The sequence below is a fragment of the Brasilonema sennae CENA114 genome (assembly GCF_006968745.1).
GTDB lineage: Bacteria > Cyanobacteriota > Cyanobacteriia > Cyanobacteriales > Nostocaceae > Brasilonema > Brasilonema sennae.
Genome location: NZ_CP030118.1, coordinates 6,067,081 through 6,091,325, shown reverse-complemented (window position 1 = coordinate 6,091,325; position 24,245 = coordinate 6,067,081). Strand labels below are relative to the sequence as shown.

The 24,245-nt window shown below is 41.2% G+C and carries 22 protein-coding genes; 13 read left to right on the top strand and 9 right to left on the bottom strand.

Features of this window, described 5'->3' with window-relative positions:
* Positions 1 to 21: 21 nt before the first annotated feature.
* Together ovoA and egtD are read right to left on the bottom strand one after the other, a co-directional pair.
* The gene (ovoA, locus tag DP114_RS25350) at positions 22 to 1,356 is read right to left on the bottom strand and encodes a 5-histidylcysteine sulfoxide synthase (protein ID WP_171977431.1); all 1,335 of its coding nucleotides are present in this window, start codon (positions 1,354 to 1,356) and stop codon (positions 22 to 24) included.
* A 71-nt stretch (positions 1,357 to 1,427) separates the two neighbouring features.
* The gene (egtD, locus tag DP114_RS25345) at positions 1,428 to 2,402 is read right to left on the bottom strand and encodes an L-histidine N(alpha)-methyltransferase (RefSeq protein ID WP_171977430.1); all 975 of its coding nucleotides are present in this window, start codon (positions 2,400 to 2,402) and stop codon (positions 1,428 to 1,430) included.
* A 1,078-nt stretch (positions 2,403 to 3,480) separates the two neighbouring features.
* Between egtD and DP114_RS25340 the strand changes: the two genes are divergently transcribed.
* Entirely contained in the window at positions 3,481 to 4,794 is a 1,314-nt protein-coding gene (locus DP114_RS25340) for a serine hydrolase (RefSeq protein ID WP_169268110.1), read from the top strand.
* A 448-nt stretch (positions 4,795 to 5,242) separates the two neighbouring features.
* Positions 5,243 to 7,171 (top strand): alpha-amylase family glycosyl hydrolase, encoded by a 1,929-nt coding sequence (locus tag DP114_RS25335; RefSeq protein WP_169268111.1) that lies wholly within the window; start codon positions 5,243 to 5,245, stop codon positions 7,169 to 7,171.
* 38 nt (positions 7,172 to 7,209) lie between these two features.
* Here the strand turns inward: DP114_RS25335 and DP114_RS25330 are convergent, their stop codons facing one another.
* A complete protein-coding gene (locus DP114_RS25330) occupies positions 7,210 to 7,887 on the bottom strand; it encodes a helix-turn-helix transcriptional regulator (RefSeq protein ID WP_171977429.1) in 678 nt (225 codons plus the stop codon).
* Between the two features lie 102 nt (positions 7,888 to 7,989).
* Here DP114_RS25330 and DP114_RS25325 point away from each other — a divergent pair, with 102 nt between their 5' ends.
* The 3 genes from DP114_RS25325 (at position 7,990) to gatB (ending at position 11,133) form a co-directional block, all read left to right on the top strand.
* Complete coding sequence (locus DP114_RS25325; RefSeq protein WP_169268113.1) at positions 7,990 to 8,646, top strand: DUF3386 domain-containing protein; 657 nt, start codon at positions 7,990 to 7,992, stop codon at positions 8,644 to 8,646.
* Positions 8,647 to 9,009: 363 nt separating this feature from the next.
* Complete coding sequence (locus tag DP114_RS25320) at positions 9,010 to 9,510, top strand: HugZ family pyridoxamine 5'-phosphate oxidase (RefSeq protein ID WP_169268114.1); 501 nt, start codon at positions 9,010 to 9,012, stop codon at positions 9,508 to 9,510.
* A 147-nt stretch (positions 9,511 to 9,657) separates the two neighbouring features.
* The gene (gatB, locus tag DP114_RS25315) at positions 9,658 to 11,133 is read left to right on the top strand and encodes an Asp-tRNA(Asn)/Glu-tRNA(Gln) amidotransferase subunit GatB (protein WP_171977428.1); all 1,476 of its coding nucleotides are present in this window, start codon (positions 9,658 to 9,660) and stop codon (positions 11,131 to 11,133) included.
* 214 nt (positions 11,134 to 11,347) lie between these two features.
* Here the strand turns inward: gatB and DP114_RS25310 are convergent, their stop codons facing one another.
* Positions 11,348 to 12,079 (bottom strand): hypothetical protein, encoded by a 732-nt coding sequence (locus DP114_RS25310; RefSeq protein WP_246162760.1) that lies wholly within the window; start codon positions 12,077 to 12,079, stop codon positions 11,348 to 11,350.
* A 180-nt stretch (positions 12,080 to 12,259) separates the two neighbouring features.
* Here DP114_RS25310 and DP114_RS25305 point away from each other — a divergent pair, with 180 nt between their 5' ends.
* Complete coding sequence (locus DP114_RS25305) at positions 12,260 to 13,057, top strand: DUF3891 family protein (RefSeq protein ID WP_169268117.1); 798 nt, start codon at positions 12,260 to 12,262, stop codon at positions 13,055 to 13,057.
* A 66-nt stretch (positions 13,058 to 13,123) separates the two neighbouring features.
* Here DP114_RS25305 and DP114_RS25300 read toward each other — a convergent pair whose 3' ends face one another.
* The gene (locus tag DP114_RS25300; protein ID WP_171977427.1) at positions 13,124 to 14,179 is read right to left on the bottom strand and encodes a glutathione S-transferase family protein; all 1,056 of its coding nucleotides are present in this window, start codon (positions 14,177 to 14,179) and stop codon (positions 13,124 to 13,126) included.
* Positions 14,180 to 14,922: 743 nt separating this feature from the next.
* On the opposite strand from DP114_RS25300, the gene DP114_RS25295 reads away from it, so the two are divergent.
* From DP114_RS25295 to DP114_RS25285, 3 genes are read left to right on the top strand one after another with little or no spacing between them, the layout of a single operon-like run.
* Positions 14,923 to 15,216: a COG3415 family protein gene (locus tag DP114_RS25295; protein ID WP_246162758.1), complete on the top strand. Its 294-nt coding sequence runs from the start codon at positions 14,923 to 14,925 to the stop codon at positions 15,214 to 15,216.
* A 5-nt stretch (positions 15,217 to 15,221) separates the two neighbouring features.
* Entirely contained in the window at positions 15,222 to 15,425 is a 204-nt protein-coding gene (locus DP114_RS36410; protein WP_169268931.1) for a transposase, read from the top strand.
* Complete coding sequence (locus DP114_RS25285) at positions 15,406 to 15,780, top strand: transposase (RefSeq protein WP_169268930.1); 375 nt, start codon at positions 15,406 to 15,408, stop codon at positions 15,778 to 15,780. The genes DP114_RS36410 and DP114_RS25285 overlap by 20 nt, the downstream gene beginning before the upstream one ends.
* On the opposite strand, the gene DP114_RS25280 is transcribed toward DP114_RS25285, so the two are convergent.
* From DP114_RS25280 to DP114_RS25270, 4 genes are all read right to left on the bottom strand, one after another.
* Positions 15,769 to 17,571, bottom strand: a complete 1,803-nt coding sequence (locus DP114_RS25280; RefSeq protein WP_171977426.1) for an nSTAND1 domain-containing NTPase — start codon at positions 17,569 to 17,571, stop codon at positions 15,769 to 15,771. The genes DP114_RS25285 and DP114_RS25280 overlap by 12 nt on opposite strands.
* Before the next feature lie 362 nt (positions 17,572 to 17,933).
* Positions 17,934 to 18,752, bottom strand: coding sequence for a DUF1822 family protein (locus tag DP114_RS25275; protein ID WP_246163397.1), 819 nt, complete (start codon positions 18,750 to 18,752; stop codon positions 17,934 to 17,936).
* On the bottom strand, positions 18,746 to 18,874 hold the full coding sequence (locus tag DP114_RS35835; protein WP_256379283.1) for a hypothetical protein: 129 nt from the start codon (positions 18,872 to 18,874) through the stop codon (positions 18,746 to 18,748). Before DP114_RS35835 ends, DP114_RS25275 begins: the two co-directional genes overlap by 7 nt.
* Before the next feature lie 164 nt (positions 18,875 to 19,038).
* Entirely contained in the window at positions 19,039 to 19,608 is a 570-nt protein-coding gene (locus DP114_RS25270; protein ID WP_246162756.1) for a hypothetical protein, read from the bottom strand.
* A 523-nt stretch (positions 19,609 to 20,131) separates the two neighbouring features.
* Here DP114_RS25270 and miaB point away from each other — a divergent pair.
* The 4 genes from miaB (at position 20,132) to DP114_RS25250 (ending at position 24,143) form a co-directional block, all read left to right on the top strand.
* On the top strand, positions 20,132 to 21,487 hold the full coding sequence (gene miaB, locus DP114_RS25265) for a tRNA (N6-isopentenyl adenosine(37)-C2)-methylthiotransferase MiaB (RefSeq protein WP_171977425.1): 1,356 nt from the start codon (positions 20,132 to 20,134) through the stop codon (positions 21,485 to 21,487).
* 83 nt (positions 21,488 to 21,570) lie between these two features.
* Complete coding sequence (locus DP114_RS25260) at positions 21,571 to 22,026, top strand: hypothetical protein (RefSeq protein ID WP_171977424.1); 456 nt, start codon at positions 21,571 to 21,573, stop codon at positions 22,024 to 22,026.
* A gap of 82 nt (positions 22,027 to 22,108) precedes the next feature.
* A complete protein-coding gene (locus DP114_RS25255) occupies positions 22,109 to 22,951 on the top strand; it encodes a gamma-glutamyl-gamma-aminobutyrate hydrolase family protein (RefSeq protein WP_171977423.1) in 843 nt (280 codons plus the stop codon).
* Positions 22,952 to 23,030: 79 nt separating this feature from the next.
* Complete coding sequence (locus tag DP114_RS25250; protein ID WP_171977422.1) at positions 23,031 to 24,143, top strand: D-alanine--D-alanine ligase family protein; 1,113 nt, start codon at positions 23,031 to 23,033, stop codon at positions 24,141 to 24,143.
* Positions 24,144 to 24,245: the final 102 nt, after the last annotated feature.

Genomic DNA, 24,245 nt, shown 5'->3' with positions numbered 1-24,245 from the left:
ACTTACGATATTTTTGGATTTCTAAATGCCTTGAACAATCCTAAAACCTGCGTGTTGATAGAAATTGGGACGGAACCAGTTGCGGTAATATTTCAAAGCTTCTGTGCCGTTAGTTATCCAACATCCTCCTAACATCATGTGATGTTTTGTATCGAAAAATATAGCAGAATTATCTTCATAAAGATAATGAGGTTTATATCCGGAAAGTGGGTTTAAATTATCACTCAACCATTCCCAAACATTGCCCCGCAAATCGTACAGTCCAGAGTAACTTTTTGCTGTTTCTAACATCCCGACTGGATTCGGTGAGCCAAATTTTAAATTAAGATTGTAATTATCTACATCATCTTCTAACAAAGTATTACCGTAAGTAGCTAAATGGTACTCTGCTTCACTCATTAAACGAGTCTGATTGCCTTTCCAATGACAGTAAGCCATTGCTTCATAGTGATTGACTTCCACAGGCCAATCTAAAGGTAAGTCCATTTCATCAAACATGGCTCGATATTTATAGCTACCATTTTCATGTAGCCAAAATTTGGGATGTTGAATATTGTATTGAGTTTTCCAATTCCAAGATTCTTCATCCCAATAATCTTGATTTTCGTAGCCACCTGACTTAACAAAGTAGATAAATTCGGCGTTGGTAATTAGATATTTACTGGCTAAAAAAGGTGCAACTTCAACAGTGCGATCGCCATACTCAATATCCCATCCGTAGGTTGGATCATCATAGGCTTTGCCTATTTTCACGACTCCACCAGCAACCTCTATCATTTCATTCTGAGGAGTGTAACCATTAAAAGGGGCATATTTCCAGTTTTGGGGACGTTTGACTCTCTCTACAGACAATTGGCGAATTAACACCGAAGAGGTTTCAATGTGAATACGCTGGTGTTCTATCCCCATCATTAAAGCCCAAAGAGGATGATTTGGATGGATAGGATTCGTGATGGGTGTTTTCTTAATCAGTTCTGCAATCATTTCATAGGCTTGTTCTCGATATTGCCAAACCTCTGCAACTTGGGGCCATTCAAGATGAGCGATCGCTCTTATTAACTCCTGTGGTATTTCAGGATCAACCCCAATTTCAAAGATAATTTCATAGTCAGGATTGAGGTGTTTTTTTAACAAACCAACGCGAATTAATTTATTGATGTAAAAAACAGCCGAATGTCCCAGATAAAAAATCAGAGGATTTCTCAGAGGATCGGGATTGAGATAGAATGTATCTTCTCCAACCAGACTTTTCATCAGAATATCTTCCAGTTGCCAAGCATTCTCAAAGTAATTGAGGATAACTTGGTTATTGCAATTATCAAGCTTTGGAGGATAAACAGATTTAAGAGTATTCATGCTTTCACGAAATTGCTGTGGAAGTAGGACGCTAGGGATTTTTATCCGCTTTAAGTTTTCGGAAGGAAGATTTAAGCTTGGCAAAGAATTAACCCAAACCACTGATTGGGATCAGTCCAAATTTTCAGTGTTTTAAGTCCTTGTAACTCAAGTTCTTTTTGGATAGTTACTAAATCGAACTTGCGAGAAATTTCCGTGAGAATGCTTTCTCCAACTTCAAAGAAAACATTTAAATTTAGAGTTTCTAGGGACACCCAATGACTTTCAAGGCAATGAAGATACATTTCTATCTGAGTCTGTGCTTGATTATAAATAGCTTCATGGGTAAATAAATTCAAATCGAAATTACCCTGGAAACGCCAATTCAAATGGGAGAGCATATTCAAATTAAAAGCAGCCGTTACTCCTTGACTATCGTTATAAGCCGCTTCTAAAATATCCTTGGGTTTTTGTAAATCAATGCCAAGGAGAAAATAATCACCGGTTTTTAAAGTGCGGGCAATTTGCCTCAAAAATCTGTTGCACTCTTGTGCTGTAAAATTCCCTATTGAACTTCCCAGGAAAAAAATCATCCGTGATGGCACGCTAATCGATTCTACTTTTGCTAAGGCTTGTTCGTAAGTTCCTATTAAGCCCTCAATCGACAACTGGGCATATTTTTGTTGTAGCTGTAGCACGCTACTTTTGAGGATTCCCTCACTAACATCAACCGGTATATATTTACAGGAACGTGGGATTTTTTGGTAAGCATCTAATAAAAACCTGGTTTTGGTAGAACTGCCACTGCCTAATTCTACTAGTTCACAAGCACCTGTTATCTGAGCAATTTCATCGGCATGTTGACGCAAAATCCACGCTTCTGTTCGTGTTGGATAATATTCTGGTAATTCACATATTTGTTCAAATAATTCCGAGCCGCGATCATCGTAAAAATATTTGGGAGGTAAACTTTTTGGTGTTTGAGTTAATCCTTGAATGACATCTTTACCCTCATTGTTGAGAGCTTGATAATGATCATTAAGAATTTTCAAATATGTTGTTAACATTTTGTTAATGTCTTGATTTCTGGATATAGGGTTTAACCCATTACTATTGCAGATTTAGAATGTAATAGCAATACTTTTTATAAGAATAATTTTTCTCTATTTTCCTAATAATCAATAGAGTTAACGTAGTATATCGGAAGATTTTACTAACATAATATTGATGAAATCATTCAAAGCTGAGCCAATATAGTTCAGTTAAGAAGAATTGTAGGTTGGGTAGCGATCGCAAAATCCAAACTACTTTTGTGATTGTATCCAAAAATCACTTAAATGTCTTATATCATGAGTAGTATACAAATAGAAATATGATATAGTTTTTATCTCAAAAGAATGAGATTTTCATGATTTTATGCTGAAAAAATGCTGAATATTTGCGTTTTTATCCCGATTTTTGGTAATATGTTCATCTGACCTGGCACTTTTATTGAATTTGTGAATTTACTCCTACAAATAAGGAACTTTTAACTCTTAATAACCCAATTTATTAGTTATAAAAAAGCGCCTTGCTTGGGATCATCCTATCTTTGTCAATTTGTAGTACTGAGATCTGCACTAAAATATAAAAACATTACATATTTGGTATGCGGCAATAAAAAAAGATAAAAAAAGATAAAAATTTATCTCGTACAATTTAGAGAGTCTAGGACAACTTTTCATTCACTTGTTGATATGAATACCCTCAATCAAGACTTCTATCTCAACTCTTGAGAGATTTGTCATCGGGCAGGATGGTTTTTTTGTAAGGCTTTTTCGGAAGTTATTTTTTGAAGCGAGACACAACACATCCTCCTAGCATCAAGGTTGCCCTTGTTTATTTGATTTGTTGCGGATTACAAACAACTTCTCTATAGACTGATATAGCCAAATGAATGTTCCCAAGATTTTTTTTATGTGGAAAAACCGTTGTTAATTTCGGCGATAACACAAATAAGTCAGTTTTCTGTTACTAAAGTCACTTGCGGTCAAGCAACTAATTAGAAATAATTACAGTTTAATGTACTTTTTTTCCGGATAAGGGCATAAAAATCTGGAAAAATTGTCCATAACAATCCTACTATCGCTCACAAAAATCACACGGATGAGACTTAGTTTCCTGTTAGCTAGCGTCGTCAGTATTGTACTGTTATCTTCTCCAGTCAAAGCGGCTCGCTTGCAATCTTGGTATTTCGACCCCGTTCAAAATCAACTAGATATAACTACTGATTCTGGAGTACAACCAAAAGCTTTTTTAATCAATAACCCGATGAGACTTGTTATTGATTTGCCAGGAACAACAAATCTAAACGAGAATACAATCCGTAAAAATCTTGGCTCAGCAATTCGAGAGATTCGGCTTGGACAAGTAGACTCCGAGACAACCAGATTAGTTGTTGAATTAGCGCCTGGTTACACAGTTTCCCCAGAAAAATTATTGATTCAGGGAGATTCTTCCTCACATTGGATAGTAAAATTCTCCTCAATTGAGCGTGCAGCTATCGGTGATGCACAAGCGACAGTCGTAAATACCAGCGTTGGAGAAGAACAAATTCCCCTCCAAATCGGTGCTATTTCGACCTTTGCTGGAGTTGTCCCCTTGGGAAAGGAATTGTTGCAGCTCAGTTCTCCACTGAAAACACTGATGGCTCGCTACAGCTTTCTCTCACCAGGAATGTTTTTTCTAGATTTGGACACAGGCAACTATTTGGACTTCAATGGAGAGAAGGTATTTCCAGCTGCTAGCACCATTAAGTTTCCAATTCTAGTTGCTTTATTTCAGGAGGTTGATGCAGGTAGAGTCAAGCTGAATGAAACCTTAGTCGTGCGGCGTGACTTGAAGTCTGAAGCTGAAGGTTCTGGAGTCTTGCAGTTCAAACCTGTGGGAACCAAACTGAGTGTTTTAGATACTGCTACAAAGATGATTACTATAAGTGATAATACTGCCACCAATATGATTATTGACCGTTTAGGTGGTATGGCTAAGTTAAACGAGCGGTTTCGTAGTTGGGGATTGCAAAACACTGTGATTCGTCGTCAGTTAGGCGACTTTAAGGGGACTAACACAACCAGTCCCAAAGACTTAGTCAGACTCTCGGCGTTAGTTGCAAATAACAAGCTGCTTAGTAGTACAAGCCACTCCCAGGCTTTGGGAATCATGCGTCGCGTGGAAAACAAAAGATTGCTACCAGCTGGACTTGGTAAAGGTGCAGTCATTGCTCACAAAACAGGAACTCTTGGAGTTCTCCTTGGGGATGCAGGGATCATTGAGTTACCATCCGGTAAGCGATATTTAGCAGGCATTTTGGTGAAAAGACCTTTTGGTGATACAAGAGCCAGAGACTTTATTAGTCAAGTTTCTAAGCTCGTTTATGCCTATCTAGACCAACCGAAAGTAACTAGTAGTGTGTCTCAATAGAAGTTATTGACAAAAAGTTTGTGGGTATAAGAGAAATATTGTTCTCCCTTATACCTAGCCAAACTTATAGCCTCTACGGCGTTTCTACTGACTGGACTTGCCATACTTTGAACAACAGCTTAAACAGGTTGTTCTGAGATAGTCATTTGTTACAAGTTAAAATAAGATTTGTTTGTGTATAAATTATACTATTCTTTCAATAAAGAAGGTATCAAATTAACATTGATACTGCTTTTTCAGCTTCATAATGAGTGATGAGTGCAAAGATTAGGCTGGCGTATTGCTCTTCTAAATCTTACTATAGATATATTTATAAACTAGCTAGAGATAGATATTTTTTTCCAAAAAAAGACTAGATAATACCCTTATTTGTAGTGGCACATGATCCTTAAAAGTCTATTGGTCATGGGTCTGCAAACCTTATTTATGTAGGATTTTTCATTTTCATATGGTAAATACCCCTCCATCGCTGTTTTCAGAAGAGCAATACAAGGTAGAAGATGTAGAGGCAGAAGTCTCAGCCATTATAGAAACACCGCCATCAGAGACAGAAATTGATCTAGAATTTCTTTATACCAGAGATATTGAATTTCGTCAGGAAACGATTTACTTTGTTGTTGTGGATCGTTTTCATGATGGCGATCCAGAAAACAGCGAAGGTTCTAACTCAGAACTGTATGACCCAACCAAACAAGATTGGGGCAAGTACTGGGGTGGTGACTTGCAAGGTGTTATTGATAAGTTAGACTATCTCAAGAGCATGGGAGTGACTGCAATTTGGTTAACTCCTTTGTTTGAACAAGTTGAAGACTTGTTTGTTGGCAATGCAGCGATACATGGGTATTGGACAAAAGACTTTAAGCGGATTAATCCTCGCTTTATTGCAACAGATGAAAACCCTTCTTTAAACGAAACACAGGAAACAAGAAATACAACATTTGATAAATTACTTGATGAGCTGCACAAGCGCAAGATGAAGTTGGTGCTCGATATTGTTTGCAATCACAGTTCACCCGATTTCAGTGGAAGCAAAGGAGAATTGTATGATGATGGGGTCAAAATAGCTGACTTCAACGATGATGAGCAGCACTGGTATCATCACTATGGCGAAGTGCAAGACTGGGAAGATGAATGGCAAGTACAAAACTGTGAACTTTGTGGTCTTGCAACTTTTAACGAAAACAATATTGAATATCGCAATTATATCAAGTCAGCAATTAAGCAATGGCTAGACCGGGGTGTGGATGTACTGCGGGTGGACACTGTCAAACATATGCCCATCTGGTTTTGGCAGGAATTCACTGGTGATATGTACAATCACAAGCCAGATGTGTTCATTTTTGGTGAATGGATTTACAACCATCCCAATGATGAGCGTTCTGTTGACTATGCCAATAACTCTGGGATGACGCTTTTAGACTTTGGGCTGTGCGGAGCAATTCGGGAAGCGTTAGCACAAGGTGCGGATGCTGGATTTCAAGTCGTTCAAGACATATTTGATCAGGATTATCGCTACAACGGGGCGACAGAATTAATTACCTTCATTGACAACCACGATATGCCCCGTTTTCAATCGCTAAACCCAGATCCAGCGATGCTGAAAGTGGGAATTGTTCTGATTATGACGTGTCGTGGTATTCCTTGCATTTATTACGGTACAGAACAATATCTTCACGACGACACCAATGGTGGTAATGATCCCTACAACCGCCCAATGATGGAAAATTGGGATACCGATAGTGAAATTTATCGTAATATCAGGTTACTTTCTGGCTTACGGCGACTCAATCCAGCGATGTCGATGGGTAGCCAATGGAAAAAATATCTTACACCCGATGTTTACTGCTACGTACGTCGCTATCGTGAGTCCTTGTGCTTTGTAGCACTTAATAGAGGAGGAGAAGTCACGATACCAGAAGTGGAAACAGAACTGCCTGATGGAGAACACACTTGTATAATAACTCGCAATAAGTATGAAGTGAAAGACGGTAAAATTTATGACTTGCACCTTGAAGAGCGAGGCGCTATCGTCTTAAGCCGTGTTGGAGAACGGGTGAAAGGGGAAACCATTGTGCGAGTCCAACTCAATGGTGTACAGACTCTACCAGGTGAAACCATCGTTGTTATTGGAGATTGTCCTGAATTAGGCAACTGGGATATAAGCAAAGCATACCCCTTGGAGTATATTAACACGAACACTTGGTTTGCGGAGATACCCTTTAACGAAAGTGCTGGTAAGCTCATCAGCTATAAATATGCTCTGTGGCGAGAAGGGAAATCGCCTCTGCGCGAAAATCTGATGAATCGTCGCTGGGTGATTGCAAAAGAAGGTACTGTCAAATGGCGTGATACTTGGGCTTCTGGACCAGAATCGTAACAGTTAACAGTTAACAGTTAACAGTTATCAGTTATCAGTTAACTGATAACTGATACCATATCTTGTAGCTTGGCGACCATTTCAGCACGAGCGGAAACTTCCAACTTGCGGAACATGCGTTTGAGCGCTTGCTTCACAGAATTTTGTGTGATCCAAAGTTTTTCGCCAATTTCCCCATTGGTTAATCCCCGCGCTACCAACTCGGCAATTTCTAACTCTCGGGGAGTCAGACGACTGACTAACGGGGAAACAGATGTTTTTGGTTTTGCGCGTAAAGTTGCGAGTTTTGCGGAAACATGAAGGCATAAAGCACTCATGTCCGCGAGATCATTAACGTTAAAAGCAGGAGTCCCACTCGCACGAGCAAGATTAAGCGTTCCCACAAGACGACCATCACAGACAATTGGTCCACTCATCACGTGTTCATGATCATGGCGGGAGCAAAAATGCTTCCAGTCTCCTGTTGGTAACACCAATTGCTCGTGAGCTGGAGCATGACGTTCAACAACGTAGCGTCCAACCGGATTGCTTTCCATACACACACCAGGAACATCCTGAACATCAACGTCTGTTAGGAACGGCTCATCCAACAGATGGATCCCCCAATGCTGCACGCCAAAATACTCCGCCACTGTATCTATCAGAGCTAGTCGTAATTCTTGCTCATTGCTCACAGAAGCTATTTCCTGAAATACAGTTTGGAGAGACTTTTCCATAGGTGTACCCACTTGGGGTCTATGCGAAACTTAATAATTACTTCTATGCTAATAGCAGCAAAGGTAAAAAGCTAATATAACTGGTGATATATAGGAGAAACAATGACAGTAACACAAGTTTCTGCTCAAGAACTTTTTCGTGCTGCTTACGAAAACCGTTACACTTGGGAAACAAACTTCCCTGGCTACACCGCAGATGTAACTTATAAGCAAGACGAGCAGGTGTTTACAGGTAAAGTTCGTATCAACTCAAATCTCAAAGCGGAAGTTTTTGAGATAGAAGATGACCAGGCAAAGCAAGTGATTCACAATCAAGCATGGGAGATAGCGATTCACCGCGTTCGTCGCTCCTTTGAACAAACCCACGGCGAGAATACATTTCGCTATGGTCAGACTGACGAAACTGGTGCAATTGAAATTTTTCTAGGCGGAAAGTCTGAGGGCGATCACTATAAACTCCGCAATAATGAAGTGTGTCTCGTTCACCGTCATATCCACGGTGTTGTTGTGACGATTAACACTTTCAGCAGTCATGAGACCGGAGAAGGTTACCTGTCCCACCAATATGATTCTGTTTACCACGATCCAAAAACTGGTGAACAAAAGGGCGGAAGAAGCGAGTTTACAGATGAGTACGAAAAAGTTGGTGATTACTTTATTCTAAATCGCCGAGAAATTCGTACCCAGACAGCAGCACAACCATCTATTCAGGAAATTATCTTTTCTAACATTCAGTTGTTGGAACCTGTTGCTGCTTAAGTTTTTTGATAGGGCTAATATATGCAACCTGCATATATTAGCCTGTATTTTCATAGACTTATTTTTTTACCAAGTTACTTATAAGTTTTACTTGGGTTCCATATAAATAATCTAAATCTAATAACTATTTAGTTCTTCTTGTGTTTTTAACCTCTGTTGTCCGACAGATAACTGGTGCAGACAGAATCACAAAAGCAATCAAAGCCAAATTAGTAAACATTGCTAAACCCCTGTTATTTTTTAATCCCTTCTGGGTATAAGACTACAGATGGTTCCGGCGAAGTTCCAGAAAATTCTGCTATTTAGGACACTTTTCAAACCTTCATATAGAAACTACTTTTTTATCTATAGGTTGTATCATCTATGTCCCAATTTGAAACCGCCCTCGCCGCCTATCAAAGTTTCACAGACTCTTTCCAAAGTCTGATGATCAGCACCGTGAGTACTGATAACACTCCTAATGCGAGCTATGCTCCTTTTGTGATAGATAAAAGTAAAAATATTTACATTTATGTTAGTGGTCTTTCTACTCATACTCAAAATCTTCATGCTGTCCCCAAAGCAAGCGTATTATTTATTGATGATGAGTCTCAAACTAAACAAATTTTTGCCCGTCGCCGCCTCACCTTTGACTGTACAGCTACCTTAGTAGAACGTGAGACTGAGTTGTGGAAGCAAATTGTAGATAGCTTTGAAGCGCGTTTTGGAGAAATGATTCAGATATTGCGGGATTTATCAGACTTCCGGATTTTTCAACTGACACCAAGCAAAGGTCGCTTTGTCATCGGCTTTGGTGCTGCTTATGAAGTCGATCCGAATGACCTCAGCACCTTAACTCATGTTACTGGTGAAAGCAAAGGATAGCAAAGGAATAACAGCAACCAACCCAAATATCGTTTTGTAATTTGTGGTCGGTTTTCCTGTCAATAGGCATGAGGATTTAAACATTCAAAGCAAGTCGTAATAAAGCTAAAATAGTAGCCTAAAGAAGGATTCCCAATTTGTGATTTTATGACATCTGCTGCTCCAGTAAAAACTGAGTACGAGGCGATTATTGGTCTGGAAACCCATTGTCAACTCAGCACCAAAACCAAAATTTTCTCTTCTAGCTCTACGGCATTCGGTGCTGACCCCAATACTAACATTGACCCGGTTTGCATGGGTTTGCCTGGTGTCTTGCCCGTACTGAATGAAAAAGTCCTAGAATATGCTGTTAAAGCAGGTTTAGCGCTGAATTGTCAAATCGCCAAATATAGCAAATTTGATCGCAAGCAATATTTCTATCCTGACTTACCCAAAAATTACCAAATTTCTCAGTACGACTTACCCATTGCTGAACATGGCTGGTTAGAAGTTGAATTGGTAGACGCTGACGGTAACCCTGTTCGCAAAAAGATTGGTATCACGCGCCTGCATATGGAAGAAGATGCAGGGAAATTGGTACATGCGGGGAGCGATCGCCTTTCCGGTTCCACCTACTCTCTGGTAGATTACAATCGCGCTGGCATACCTTTAGTAGAAATTGTTTCGGAACCAGACTTGCGTTCTGGACAAGAAGCCGCTGAGTACGCCCAAGAGTTGCGTCGAATCTTACTTTACCTGGGCGTCAGCGACGGGAATATGCAAGAAGGTTCTCTGCGTTGTGATGTCAACATCTCCGTGCGTCCTGTTGGACAAAAGGAATTTGGCACGAAAGTAGAAATCAAAAACATGAACTCGTTCAACGCCATCCAACGGGCGATTGAATACGAAATTGAACGGCAAACTGCAGCAGTAGAAGCTGGCGAACGTATCATACAAGAAACTCGTCTGTGGGAAGAAGGTTCTCAACGTACAATTAGTATGCGGATTAAGGAAGGTTCTAGCGATTACCGCTACTTCCCCGAACCTGATTTAGCCCCCATCGAAGTTTCAGAAGAACAATTACAAGAGTGGCGCAGTCAACTTCCTGAACTCCCAGCACAAAAACGCCATCATTATGAAAGCGAGTTGGGGCTGACTGCTTATGATGCGCGAGTGTTGACAGAAGAACGTGCAACTGCTGAGTATTTTGAAGCGGTTATTGCTGCTGGGGGAAATCCCAAAGCTGCTGCGAACTGGATTACTCAGGATGTCGCCGCTTACCTCAACAAAAATAAACTCAAGATCACCGAGATAGGTTTGACGCCAGCTAACCTGGCTGATGTGATCACTCGGATTGAGAAAGGGAAAATTAGCAATGCGATCGCCAAAGAAAAACTACCAAACTTGCTGAGTGGGACTTCTCCTGAAGAACTGTTTAAAGGCAAAGAACTCATCACTGATCCCAGCGTACTGGAATCTATCATTGATGAAGTCATGGCTGCTAATCCCAAAGAACTAGAAAAGTACCGCAACGGTAACACCAACCTCAAAGGCTTCTTTGTGGGACAAGTTCTGAAAAAAACCAACAAACTCGCAGAACCCAAACTCACAAACCAATTGGTGGAACAAAAGCTGAACGGCTAAACTCTGTATAGACGTTGGGTTTAACGTCTCCATTTTTCCAGTAAGCCCCTGCTTAACAATTCTTTACAAAAAAAATCCTAAAAAATCAGGAAAAGGGGGTGACACCCCTCACCCTAAAAAGGCTATACTATGTTTAGTAGATGCACCCTGATGATCTGGAGAGCTACCCAAGTGGTTCTCCTTTTTTATTTCTTTATAAGGTGCGAAAGGCGAACTAACCACGAACGACTAGGCGATCGCCCATAACTTCAACATCTTTCACCTCCACTGGAAGTTTCTTCAATTCATTTGCAACTTGTTGGTTGAGGCGTTTTTCGTCAAGCCCAAAACGTTGATACATATCGGAGAGAGTCAAGCTGAGACTGCCCAACTTAACGCGGGTTGTCTCATCCAAGCTGATTTGTTTATTGTGCACCTTGGGTTTTCCTTCAACCTCTATATATACGGGGCGATATTTTAAGATGGGCACAGTTGATAACAGTTTGGAAATCGCAACTTGTTCCTGGGATGGTAACTCATTTAAGGGAATTGTTCTGAAATCTATCACAGCACCAGCAGAGATTTTGCCATCTTGAATTTGAGTATTTGTCTTAACAACTGCTTGAGCAAGCCGACTTTTATCACTCGTTTGAGCAATTCCTGAAAGAATCAGCGTATTAACTTCATTCGCATCTAGTTGGACTTCACGTTTGGCATTTGCCCCTTTAAGATGGTCAGAAATTTTACTCAATACTTGCTGTTGTGATGGTTGAATCTGGGTTTCGTTTTGCTCTGTTTTGGCAGGTAGACTTGCTGTTGTCGATGGATTTGAGTACCAAGTAGGTAGCTGAGTTGCTTGTTGCCAAAAGAAGAATAAAACAGCACTACTACCAGCGATCGCACAACACAACAGTAACAAAAGTCGCTTGAACATAACCAAATTCCAAGTCGATATTTTAAGTTTCATATTTTTTTATATACATCTTTCACACCTTTAGGTCTAGGTTCAAAAAGGTGTCTAAGCAAGCGTGAGAAGTATCTAATGGAAGATTTAAATAGCCCTGGTTACATTCATTTAACATAGGTTTTTTGTTTGGTGATTAGTTCACAATAAAGATATAAAACAATGCTCCCGTGGTTTTTATTTATGCTGCATCGTTTCACTAAACAGGGACTCATTTGCATTACTCAACCAAATCATGCTTGGCTTTCAAGTCAATTGGCACAAGTTTGGGGAAATGAAGACTTTGGTGACTTTGCTCCAAAAAAAGAAGTCTGTCTCGGTGCGGAACTACATGATATTGGTTGGCTGTTTTGGGAACAAGCACCGACGCTGAACCCGAAAACTGGCTACCCTCATAAATTTATGGAACTTCCAACGCGGGAGCATATAAATATCTGGTCTGGTGCTAGACAACTCGCACTTCCTCTGAGTAGGTATGTAGGACTCCTTGTCTCACTTCACGGAACAGGTTTGTATGAACGCTTTACAAGTTGGCAAAACTCAGCAACTTCCTCTCAAATTGTGCAGCAGTTTTTAGAGGGCGAATATGCCTTCCAAGAACAAATGATTGCTTTTCTCAAAAATGACCAATATTATGCACCACACACAAAACCAGAAGTTATTCAGCGCAATAGAAAGCTGATAGCTATATGGGATGCACTATCTATCATTTTATGTCAAGAATTAACTAATGGTAATGATGCACATGTTTCTCACGTACCAACAATTGACGGTGAAACCACTATCAAACTGACTTTAAAAGAAGTTAAAGACAACCATTATCAAGTCACAGTATCTCCTTGGCCTTTTAAATACAGTCAGGTAGAAGTTGTTTACGAGGGACGACTTTTACAGGAGACTTTTAGCGATGAAAAAGCGATGCGAGAAGCTTTGATGAGTGATTGTGCGGTGACTTTGAGCACGACTTTGCAACCAGACTAGAAAGCTTTTTATCAGTTATCAGTTATCAGTTATCAAGAGTAAGTACGGATTAGTTTTGGTAACTGTTCACTGTTTACTGTTTACTTTGTCGCGATTATGTGGTTCTTGAAGAAATTTTGGATCAGGACCAGATGGGATAATACCACCTGGATTGAGTGGGAACAAATTTCCGTAGTAGTCCCGCTTGACACTTTCTAAGTCGCAGGTGTCAGCAATACCTCTGATTTGATACAAGTCACGCAGGTAAGGTCCCAGGTTCTGATAATCCTGAATTCTTTTGCGGTTACACTTAAAAAGCGCGTAGTAAACAGTATCGAAGCGGAATAACGTTGTAAACAAACGGACGTCTGCCAGTGTGACAGTCTCGCCACAAAGGTATCGACTGCCACTCAATGCTGTGTCAATTTCATCTAGAGTGGTGAACAGTTCATGATAAACTTGATCATACGCTTCTTGTGTCTGGGCAAAGCCACAACGATACACGCCGTTATTTACACTGGCGTAAGTCCTTTCGTTCCATTGGTCAATCTTATCTTTGAGTTCCTGTGGGTAAAGATCTAGTGTGGGATTGTTTGCGAACTCGTTGAATTGTGAGTTCAGCATCACAATAATTTCTGCACTTTCGTTGTTAACAATCGTCTTTGTCTGGGAGTCCCACAACACTGGAACTGTAAAGCGTCCACCGTAACCAGGTTGTGCTAATTCATAAAGTTCGGCAAGCGTGCGACAACCTTCGTATTCCTGATTAAACACCCAACCTCCTTCAATTGGGGAGGGTGACACAATTGTCAGCGATATTGCTTGTTCAAGTCCTTTGAGCGATCGCACAACAAGAGTACGATGTGCCCACGGACAACCCAGCCCTGCTATGAGATTGTAACGCCCTGTTGCTGGTTGATACACATTCCCTTGGTCTGTCCCAACAGAGTTTCTAAATTCGCTGTTTGGTCGAATGTACTCGCCTGACTTGTTACGGGGAGCGAGTTTTGACATCATCAGATGCCAAATAGTCGTCCAGACGAACTTTCCTAGCTTAATGATGAGCTTTGGTGGAAGTGACTTCTTACCCTTTTTTGTTTTGGTTTGTTTGTCTGCGACTGGTGAAAGGGTTTGTTGTGACATAAGACTAAGCCGCGCGTTGTACAGTTCATAAATTTAATGGTAGCGCTACATTTTTCATGCTTAGTTTCAAGGTTACACACAAGTCATCAAATTACCCAGAATTCTGGAAAACCTCACCCTGCCCTGTCGGGCATCCCTCACGCCAGGTGCTACAACGGGGGGAACCCCAACGCCAGATACCTACGGAGGGTTTCCCGACCTAGGCAAGTCTGGCGGTTGACGAAAGGAAACCCAACACAAAACGTTTATTGTTGGGTTGCGCTACGCTTAACCCAACCTACGCCTACGCCTGTCGGGCATCCCAAAGAGTGCGATTTCACCAGAGGGAAAGATTTTAGCGAAGCGAAAAGTGAGGGTGGGGTCATCTGTCGCAAACATTTTTTGAATCGGTATTATATCAAGTTCGTCTAATTACTTGCAATAAAAAGACCTCACCAGGTGCCCCTAATCCCCAACGCCAGACGCATCAAGTCGGGAAACCCGCCTACGGTGCTGGCTCCTCCGTGGGAATCCCGAGTTCCCCTCTCCTTAATAAGGAGAGGGGTGCCCGGAGGGCGGGGTGAGGTTCTTCGTTTTTTACAGCGGTTTTCAATTGAGTAGACTACAAATTGGGTAAACTAGAGGAGTAGTAAAAATACTCACGATAATGCCTGCTCCCTACTCAAATGATCTACGCCAACGCGTAATTGATGCTTATACAGCGAAGGAAGGGTCACAACGACCACCTTGCAGACCGCTTTAAAGTGAGCTTATCGTTTGTCCAACGGTTGATTCGTCGCTATCAAAACATCGGACAAGTGACTCCAAAACCTCATGCAGGTGGAGCGATCGCTAAAATAAAAATTGAGAACTTGCCTGCTGTAGAGCAGTTAGTAAATGAACAACCGGATGCCCTACTGTCAGAATTATGTGAGCGTTTAGCCGAACGCAGTGGCATGAGTGTGAGTATATCAACCATGCACCGTGCAGTTCAACGGTTAGAATTGACCAATAAAAAAAAACTTTGTATGCCAGTGAGCAAGACAGTCCACGAATAAAACAGATGCGTTTTAATTATCGGGATTGGGTTTTAGCTGTTGACCCCCACAATTTAATATTTATAGACGAGTCAGGTCTCAACCTGGGAATGACTCGAAACTATGGTCGCGCACCACGTGGTGAACGCTTATACGACTCTTGCCCTAAGAATCGAGGACAAAATATATCATTAATCGGGGCACGCTCGTATGGACGGACTAATTGCTAGTATGAGTATTTCTGGTAGTGTCAACACAGACGTGTTTTTGACCTACGTTCAGGAGGTTCTTGTACCCCAGTTGTGGGTGGGAGCATTCGTCATCATGGATAATTTATCGCTGCATCACGCTCCGGTAATTCAAGATGCTATTGAATCAGTTGGCGCAAAAGTAGTCTTTTTACCTCCTTATTCACCTGATTTGTCTCCCATCGAATTGTGTTGGTCAAAAATCAAGCAATGTTTGCGGTCTTTCAAAGCTCGAACCAAAGAAGCGCTTAATCAAGTATTAAACCAAATTGTTACTGAGCAAATCTCATCTGATGATGCTTGGGGCTGGTTCGCTCACTGTGGTCTATTCATCTGAAAACCGCTGTATTATTGTGTTGGTTAAACCTTGTTCTAGCTGAAAGCCTAACTGAGTTGCGGGGAGTGCGATCGCTTGTTCCAACTCCTCCCGACTCATCCGCACAAGTAGTTCCGGTTGATAATCCTGCAACGCTTTGCCAAAAGGTTCGTAATCATCAAGCGCCTTGCTAAAAAAGTCCGCTCGCAAGGTAAGCACCAGAGTAAAAAACGGTGCATTGTTCACCGCTTGCAGCAATCCATCTAAAAAGATTTTGCGTTCCGATGCATCCGCGCAAAGAGTATAAATTTCCTCAAATTGATCGCCAACAAGCAACAGTCGGCGCTGGGAGTCGGGAGATAAAGTTTGGATGCGTTCGATAGTTGTTTGCAGAGTTGACGTATCTTTTCGCAGTTGGAGTTCTAGTTTAGCTTCGAGTAAGTGGCGATCGTCATCCTCCAAGTTAAACGCCGACACCAACGCCTTGGCTAACGACTCAAAAGGATTTTTCAAAGGACGAAACGAGAGAATCAGCCAACTATTAACAGTATCCCGACGCAACTGAGGAATTAAACCAGCAAACACCAGCGATGACTTCCCGCTTCCAGAAGCACCAACCACAGCAACTAACGGCTTGTTGTAAACTGCAGATACAAGCTGCAAAGTCGCCTTCTCTCTACCAAAAAAATACTCAGCGTTCGCTTCCCCAAAAGCCGCTAATCCTTGGTAGGGACAAAAAGAAATTATGCCCAAACTTTGCCAAGTCGGTGGAGTTTCCGTCTGATTTTGAACAATAACAGGCAACCAACTTGCACAAGGATATTTTTCCTCAAGTGAGCGTAATTGTTCTCGCGCATTTCTCACAGAAATATACAGAGACTTACCACCTGTAAAGTGTTGGAGAAAAAACTTCAAAAACTCCTGCGCTACTTTATCAGGTACAGGTTCCCGCATGACAATCACTTGGGGAATATTCAGTTGTTCTAATTCATAAGCAATACCCAAACCATCACAAGAATTGAACAACGCTACTTGCAATCGTCTTTCTATAGCTATTTGCAAAGCATCCCTCAATTCAGCCATTGTCAAACTATCATGACTGTTCAGCCAAATTCGTCCTTGTGTACGCTCAGTTCGAGAATGTCCAGAAAAAAACAGAATATCCCAACCGATATTATCTTGCAGATGCTGATTTAATTTCTCTCTTAATGGTTCTTTGAGTAAGACAATTTCCGCCTCACCGCAATATGTTTCAAGCTCTTGCTTATCAGCATCAACATTAATGTCCCTGCTGTCACCCAGAATAATCAAAATTCTAATCTTTTCTCTGTAAGTCCGGTTTCCACGTTCAGCTTGTGGCGAACTTAAAGCAATTTCCGCGCCTTGATATTTAGTTAATACATCCCACAAATGCCAGGGAAGTTTACGCAATTCTTGGCAATCAGTGCAAATAATCACCCTGATTTCAGATTCTGGCTCTAATTGTTCTAGACAACTTCTGATAGGAGTAAAAGCTGATGATTGTAACCAGGCGTTAAAACTATCAAGTAATTGTTGTGATTTCAGCTTACATTCTTCATTAAGAGCTTCGATATTTACGTTTTTACTCTTTTGATTTTTAATTCTTAATTGACCATACCGACTGCGATAGGTATCGTGCCATGTATTCAACAATTGGGTAATAGTATTATTTCCAGGTAACTTACCTGTGATTATTCGATGAGGTGTTTCTCCGTCATTAGCAATTTCTAAAGTTACATGAAATTCGGAATTAATCTTACCATCAAACTTGAGGAGCACTAATTTTTTCATAAGCAATGTAAAGTAATTTTTTGTTTGTAATACTAATTGTCTGTAACTCGGAACCTCACCCTGCCCTACCGGGCATCCCTCTCCTTAGTAAGGAGAGGGAAAGATTTTAGCGCAGCTAAAAGCGAGGGTGAGGTGAAAAGCCTACGGTGTAAACACAAGTCCTCGAATGACTCAAAATTCCCGCAAAACCTCACCCTGCGCTGTCGGGCATCCCTCTCCTTGCTAAGGAGAGGGAAAGATTTTAGCGCAGCTAAAAGCGAGGGTGAGGAGAAAAGCGAGAACAGTATGAGCGTTAAGCGTAGCTCTCCGTTTGCGTAGCGCCCCTCTTAGGGGCTAGGAATCGCCCCTACGCAATAGACTTATCACACAACGAACTCTTGTCTTACTTTTGACTCTCCTAAAATGACATCAATACTAAATTTCTCCCCAAATTGGGCGCTAAACTCGACTTCAATCCAATTATCATTCTGCCGAGAAGTCGTATCTAAAACTTCCTCTCCCTTATCGTCAATCACAGCCACTTTTAATCCTTCAGATATATACACATTTGCCCCAGGTATATACTCATCTTTGGGGAGAGACACTTGTATCAAAATGTTAACTTCATCTTGATTTTTTATTGCTGACTGATTTTCCGCTGCGATCGTCACAATCAAAGCAACAGATAAGCCATTTAACTCCAAGCCCAAATCAATTTTTTTCCCGCGTGTGATACTGAAACTTCTACACCCCATCCATTCAATTTGTTGAGGATGTAAAATTTCATCAATTGTTTGCCAGCCTTCTGTAACAACTCCTTTGATCCATTGGTGAAGACTAACTGTTGCTGCTTGTTCTTTATCTGTTAAATAATCGAGTAAATCGTCTACAGATTGCAACTGGCTAAGAGGAATTTTAGCTACAGCTTGAGTTGTAAAACCTAGAATCGTCGCTGATTTTAAAGATTCGCTCAACTGCACAGCTACATAGCCAATTCTATCTGTTCTAACCTCTGGTGGAATCTCCAAATATTCTGCATTTGATAAAACAGGACGACACTCTAATTTTCCAATATTTTTGACTTTCAAATCTGCCACATCTATTAAACTCTGCATCCAAGGATTGTAATTATCCTCTTCTTCTTGATTGGTTTCAAAACCCATACAGCGAAGATAATAATCGACTGCATATACAGCTAAAATATTGAGATAGACTTGTTTAGCTCTATAGGATTAGATATCCCTTTGCGGTGCTTTTCTGCTTTACCATGTGCCTCGAAACTTAGAGGTACTCTAAAAGATATTTGTTCAGCGTTAGCGTTCATAATTAATTATCCTTAATGTTGAAGTGCAAAGAGTGAATGATTGTGAACTACTGTAAATATTTACGAAAATAATCAATAATCTTACGCTTTTTTAGACTCCGCTGGTAAAGCTCAGAAAGTCTTGGTATTGGATGAGCTAATTTTTCAGATATATACTTCCACTCTTATGCATCTAATCTCATTAATAAAATTCGTTGTAAATTGGCATTTATGTCATTTACGATGTAAGTATTCTGTAAAATCCTTTCTGGATCATCTTTGATAAACTCTCTAACTAAACGATTTTCGCTATTTTCATGGGTTTGAGATATTTCTTTTTCTTGTAGCTCTTTGCGAACTCTAGACAATTGCCCTTTCGCCGAATTATCAAAACCAACTTCCAAACTATATAATTCATCCAGACAGAAGATTGCTTGTTGTCGTCTGGCTTGTCTGAGAATCTCAAAAAACCGTGAGTTCATTATTTGATTTACCCAAGCCATAACCGGATGTTGTGGATTGTAAGTCTGGATATTTTCGCAAATTTTCATCCAGGTTTTTCCTAGTGCTTCGTCATAAATATCTTGAAAATTAGGAAAATCTTTCCATGTTGGAAGTCTTGTTATTTTTCCGGAATCCTGAATTTTTTTGATTAACCGATTCAACGCTTTCCGTCGTTCACGACTCTTAGGCGGATGTAGTTGTGCTTCCTTTACTAACTGTCGCAGTTGATAATCTAAAACATCTTCATCCATCTAAACCTCCTGCTTAACTCCAAAAGTTCGGTAATTTGTTGTAACGTATCGAAACAATATACAATGACGCGATCAGAGTAACGTCTAAATGTCCCAGATATTACTCCCTTCGGTGGTCTAAGATTATCTGCAAGAATTTACTCTTCTCTCTGTGCTCTGGTGCGCCTCTGCGGTTCAAAAATAAGTATTCTTCCGGCGATTCGGGACTACTCTCTTCCTGGTACAAGATTACCTATCTTCTTTTTGATTTTCTTGGCGTTCTTGGCGTCTTGGCGGTTCGTTAAATTAGGTATTCTTCTGGCGATTCGGCAGTAAGAAGCTTGATCTATAAAGTATAATTTTTCTAAATGGATCATAATTTCACTCCCGTACCACTTCAAACCCTTCTACGAATGAGACGGGGAGTTTTTACGCAAAATTAAGAATAATATTGTATGTAGTACAAACCTACATTATTTCTAGCGACGAAAATCTATAATCTTCATTAGTGCAATTCGCGATCTCATTCCCTTTGTAAGTTACCATGACCACTTCATCCCGTCGCTATCACATCACCACCTTCGGTTGCCAAATGAACAAAGCCGACTCAGAACGTATGGCTGGCATCCTAGAAGACATGGGCTTTGAGTGGTCAGAAGACCCGAATCAAGCAGATTTAATTCTCTACAACACCTGTACAATTAGAGATAATGCCGAGCATAAAGTATATTCTTATCTTGGTAGACAAGCAAAGCGTAAGCATGAGCAACCAGACTTAACTATCGTTGTTTCAGGTTGCGTTGCGCAGCAGGAAGGCGAAGCACTGTTACGGCGTGTGCCAGAGTTAGACTTGGTGATGGGACCGCAACACACTAACCGTCTGCAAGATTTGCTACAACAAGTTTTTGACGGTAACCAAGTTGTCGCAACTGAACCCGTTCATATTATGGAAGATATCACCAAGCCGCGACGAGATAGCACCGTAACTGCTTGGGTAAATGTGATTTACGGCTGTAACGAACGCTGCACTTACTGTGTGGTTCCCAATGTACGCGGTGTTGAGCAATCCCGTACACCCGAAGCAATTCGCGCGGAAATTGAAGAAATCGGGCGGCTTGGTTATAAAGAAGTAACCTTACTCGGTCAAAATATTGATGCTTATGGGCGAGATTTGCCGGGAGTCACGCCGGAAGGTCGCCATTTGCACACTTTGACAGATTTACTTTACTATGTCCATGATGTGCCAGGAATTGAGCGGATTCGGTTTGCCACTTCTCATCCCCGTTATTTCACCGAACGCCTGATCAAAGCTTGCGCGGAATTACCCAAGGTGTGCGAACACTTCCACATTCCCTTCCAATCTGGAGATAACGAAGTTCTAAAGCGCATGAGTCGGGGTTACACTCATGAGAAATATCGCCGGATAATCGATACAATTCGGCGGTATATGCCAGATGCGTCGATTAGTGCTGATGCAATTGTCGGTTTTCCGGGTGAGACAGAACAACAGTTTGAAAATACTCTCAAATTGGTAGATGATATTGGTTTTGACTTGTTGAATACAGCAGCGTATTCTCCACGTCCAGGAACACCAGCCGCAATTTGGGATGAGCAATTGAGTGAAGAGATTAAGAGCGATCGCCTACAACAACTCAATCATCTTGTTGGTATCAAAGCAGCCGAGCGATCGCAACGTTACATGGGACGCACTGAAGAAGTCCTAGTCGAAGATCAAAACACCAAAGACAAAACCCAAGTTATGGGGCGTATCCGTGGAAACCGTCTCACGTTTTTCACTGGTGATATCAATAAACTTAAGGGCAAGTTGGTTCAAGTAAAAATTACCGAAGTTCGTGCTTTTAGCTTAACAGGTGAGGAGATTCCGGTTTTGGTTTGCTAGCTGTCAGCGTTAGAGAACCTGTAAGTCCTAATTACGTCGAAATATTCGGAACATGCATTTTTTATTTTAGTGAACAGGTAAGTATGCAGCAACTAACTTGGAGACAGTTAAAGTTTGTAATAGGAGTTCTTTTGGCTATAGGGATTACTCCAGTCCTAGCTCAAAATACACCACAAAACCCACCTGCACGCACGTATCAACCTGGCTATTGGCAACCGATCGCACGAGTCAATCCAAAAAGCCCATTTGCAGTTGTCCTAGTCAATCAAACAAAGTCTGCTTTGAAATACAATTTTCTTGATGGGCGTGCGGATAACGACTTATCTGTGGGAGCTAATACACAACTCAAAAATATTTCCCTACCAGTAAATATTGCCGTTTACGATCCTTCCCAAGAAGCTGCAACTCAAGACGCAAGCGGTTTGAGATATGAAACTTCTGTGACAAATAATGTTCTCACAGTCACAATTATGCCTGCTCAAACTACTGGTTATCATGTGATTAACATAGCTAAAAATGGAGCTATTTACAAATATTAGAGCGAACAAATAAAAATACAGCAACTTTGCCCGGATGTGCTACGCTATCTGAATTTGAGGCGTGATAGAGTCTGCAAAAACCATGAGTCAAGAATCCAAACCCCCACAGATTGGTATCACAACCTATGGTCGTCAGCAAGCAACTGCTGTGTCCCCACTCAATGCTTACTCAAATGCTGTACAAGCCGCAGGTGGTGTGCCAGTTTTATTGCCAGCAACAGAGGTTGAACCACAAAAACTCCTTGAGCCTCTTGATGGTCTTATTCTTTCTGGTGGTGGAGATATTGATCCAGTTTTTTACAATGGCTCGTTTCATCCTAAGATTTATTCGGTGGATTCACACAGAGATGTTTTTGAACTCCAGATAGCACGCTTTGCTCTAGATAACCACATACCAGTGTTAGGCATTTGCAGAGGATTGCAAATCTTGATTGTAGTATCTGGTGGTACTCTCATTCCTCATATACCAGATAAGTACGGTACATCCGTCTTGCATAGACAAGAACCAGAACCAGGACTGTGGCAATCTACAGAGCATATAATCAAAATCAATCCAAATAGCCGTCTGGCAAAGTTGATTCAAAAAACTCAAATATCTGTAGTTTCATTTCATCACCAAGCTGCACGTAAAATCCCACCTGGTTGGCATACTGTTGCATATGCATTGAAAGATGGAGTGATTGAAGCAATAGAACATGAACATCATCCTTGGGCAATAGGTGTTCAATGGCATCCAGAACTTTCTCCAAATGATCCCAATCATCAGCGAATTTTTCAGGGTTTTGTGCGAGCAACACTTTCTCGGAAGAATCTTAAAATTAGGGGTGTAAGGGCACTGTCCTCCCCTACACCCCTACACACGCCAGATACCTACGGAGGGAAACCCTCATCAAGTACTGGCTCCCCTATACCCCTACACCCTTAGTTCCGCTCAAGAAAAATAGAGCAACTTTGCCAAGTTGTGCTACGCTATCTGAATTTGAGGCGTGACAGAGGTATTTCCGATGACAAAGCTGCGGGTGGGATTGCTTTTTGGTGGTCGTTCGGGAGAACATGAAGTTTCTATAAGTTCAGCACGGGCGATCGCCAGAGCCTTGACGACAGAGCAAAATACTGGTAAATACGAAATCTTACCTTTCTACATCCACAAAGATGGACGTTGGCTAGCAGGGGATGTGCCGCAACAAGTTTTGGAATCCGGAACACCGCTGCAATTGCCAAGTACACCTAATGATCAATTATCAGTTGCCAAAAATCAAGTTCTGGGCCGTTGGCAATCTCCTTCCCAAGTTGCAGAAGTAGACGTTTGGTTTCCCATTCTCCACGGTCCCAACGGTGAAGATGGCACAATACAAGGGTTACTCACCTTAATGCAGGTTCCCTTTGTTGGTTCTGGAGTGTTGGGTTCGGCGGTGGGAATGGATAAAATTGCCATGAAAACAGCCTTTGCCCAAGCGGGATTGCCACAGGTAAAATACAAAGCGTTAAATCGAGCGCAAATTTGGTCGAATCCTTGTGTTTTCCCCAAACTGTGTGATGAGATTGAGGCGACTTTGGGTTATCCGTGCTTTGTCAAACCTGCTAATTTAGGTTCATCGGTCGGTATTGCCAAAGTGCGAACAAGACCAGAATTAGAAGCAGCATTAGATAACGCCGCCAGCTACGACCGAAGGATAATTGTTGAAGCTGGAGTTGTCGTACGAGAATTAGAGTGTGCGGTTTTAGGAAATGATAGTCCGAAAGCTTCAGTTATTGGTGAAATTACTTACGCAAGCGATTATTACGATTACGATACTAAATACACAGAAGGAAAAGCAGGTTTACTGATTCCAGCACCTGTACCGGAAGCTGTCACTCGTCAAATTCAGGAAATGGCAATGCGCGCATTTATTGCTGTTGACGCTGCTGGATTGGCAAGGGTAGATTTTTTCTACGTCGAAGCTACAGGAGAAGTTTTCATTAACGAAATCAACACATTACCAGGCTTTACAGCAACAAGTATGTACCCTTTACTTTGGGCGCATAGCGGTGTTTCTTTCCCCCAATTAGTTGATAGATTAATCCAACTGGCTCTCGAAAGACATTCTGGTTCCTCAACAACGCAAGAGGAAAACTGATTTTCCGCCCTCTCTAAAAAAGTATTAATAAGTACAAAAAGCGTAGAAACCAATATCAGATTAAGTCACTAGTATTTTAAAGAAACTATACTGAAACTATAT

What these genes read in the sequence shown, in the direction of transcription:
- DP114_RS35835 (WP_256379283.1), bottom strand. Translation starts at nt 18,874, where the DNA reads ATGAACGCTAACGCTGAACAAATATCTTTTAGAGTACCTCTAAGTTTC.
- DP114_RS36410 (WP_169268931.1), top strand. Translation starts at nt 15,222, where the DNA reads ATGCGTTTTAATTATCGGGATTGGGTTTTAGCTGTTGACCCCCACAAT.
- egtD (WP_171977430.1), bottom strand. Translation starts at nt 2,402, where the DNA reads ATGTTAACAACATATTTGAAAATTCTTAATGATCATTATCAAGCTCTC.
- DP114_RS25250 (WP_171977422.1), top strand. Translation starts at nt 23,031, where the DNA reads ATGACAAAGCTGCGGGTGGGATTGCTTTTTGGTGGTCGTTCGGGAGAA.
- DP114_RS25325 (WP_169268113.1), top strand. Translation starts at nt 7,990, where the DNA reads ATGACAGTAACACAAGTTTCTGCTCAAGAACTTTTTCGTGCTGCTTAC.
- DP114_RS25260 (WP_171977424.1), top strand. Translation starts at nt 21,571, where the DNA reads ATGCAGCAACTAACTTGGAGACAGTTAAAGTTTGTAATAGGAGTTCTT.
- DP114_RS25280 (WP_171977426.1), bottom strand. Translation starts at nt 17,571, where the DNA reads ATGAAAAAATTAGTGCTCCTCAAGTTTGATGGTAAGATTAATTCCGAA.
- DP114_RS25310 (WP_246162760.1), bottom strand. Translation starts at nt 12,079, where the DNA reads ATGAAACTTAAAATATCGACTTGGAATTTGGTTATGTTCAAGCGACTT.
- DP114_RS25270 (WP_246162756.1), bottom strand. Translation starts at nt 19,608, where the DNA reads ATGGATGAAGATGTTTTAGATTATCAACTGCGACAGTTAGTAAAGGAA.
- DP114_RS25335 (WP_169268111.1), top strand. Translation starts at nt 5,243, where the DNA reads ATGGTAAATACCCCTCCATCGCTGTTTTCAGAAGAGCAATACAAGGTA.
- DP114_RS25340 (WP_169268110.1), top strand. Translation starts at nt 3,481, where the DNA reads ATGAGACTTAGTTTCCTGTTAGCTAGCGTCGTCAGTATTGTACTGTTA.
- DP114_RS25285 (WP_169268930.1), top strand. Translation starts at nt 15,406, where the DNA reads ATGGACGGACTAATTGCTAGTATGAGTATTTCTGGTAGTGTCAACACA.
- DP114_RS25300 (WP_171977427.1), bottom strand. Translation starts at nt 14,179, where the DNA reads ATGTCACAACAAACCCTTTCACCAGTCGCAGACAAACAAACCAAAACA.
- DP114_RS25255 (WP_171977423.1), top strand. Translation starts at nt 22,109, where the DNA reads ATGAGTCAAGAATCCAAACCCCCACAGATTGGTATCACAACCTATGGT.
- gatB (WP_171977428.1), top strand. Translation starts at nt 9,658, where the DNA reads ATGACATCTGCTGCTCCAGTAAAAACTGAGTACGAGGCGATTATTGGT.
- miaB (WP_171977425.1), top strand. Translation starts at nt 20,132, where the DNA reads ATGACCACTTCATCCCGTCGCTATCACATCACCACCTTCGGTTGCCAA.
- DP114_RS25305 (WP_169268117.1), top strand. Translation starts at nt 12,260, where the DNA reads ATGCTGCATCGTTTCACTAAACAGGGACTCATTTGCATTACTCAACCA.
- DP114_RS25320 (WP_169268114.1), top strand. Translation starts at nt 9,010, where the DNA reads ATGTCCCAATTTGAAACCGCCCTCGCCGCCTATCAAAGTTTCACAGAC.
- ovoA (WP_171977431.1), bottom strand. Translation starts at nt 1,356, where the DNA reads ATGAATACTCTTAAATCTGTTTATCCTCCAAAGCTTGATAATTGCAAT.
- DP114_RS25330 (WP_171977429.1), bottom strand. Translation starts at nt 7,887, where the DNA reads ATGGAAAAGTCTCTCCAAACTGTATTTCAGGAAATAGCTTCTGTGAGC.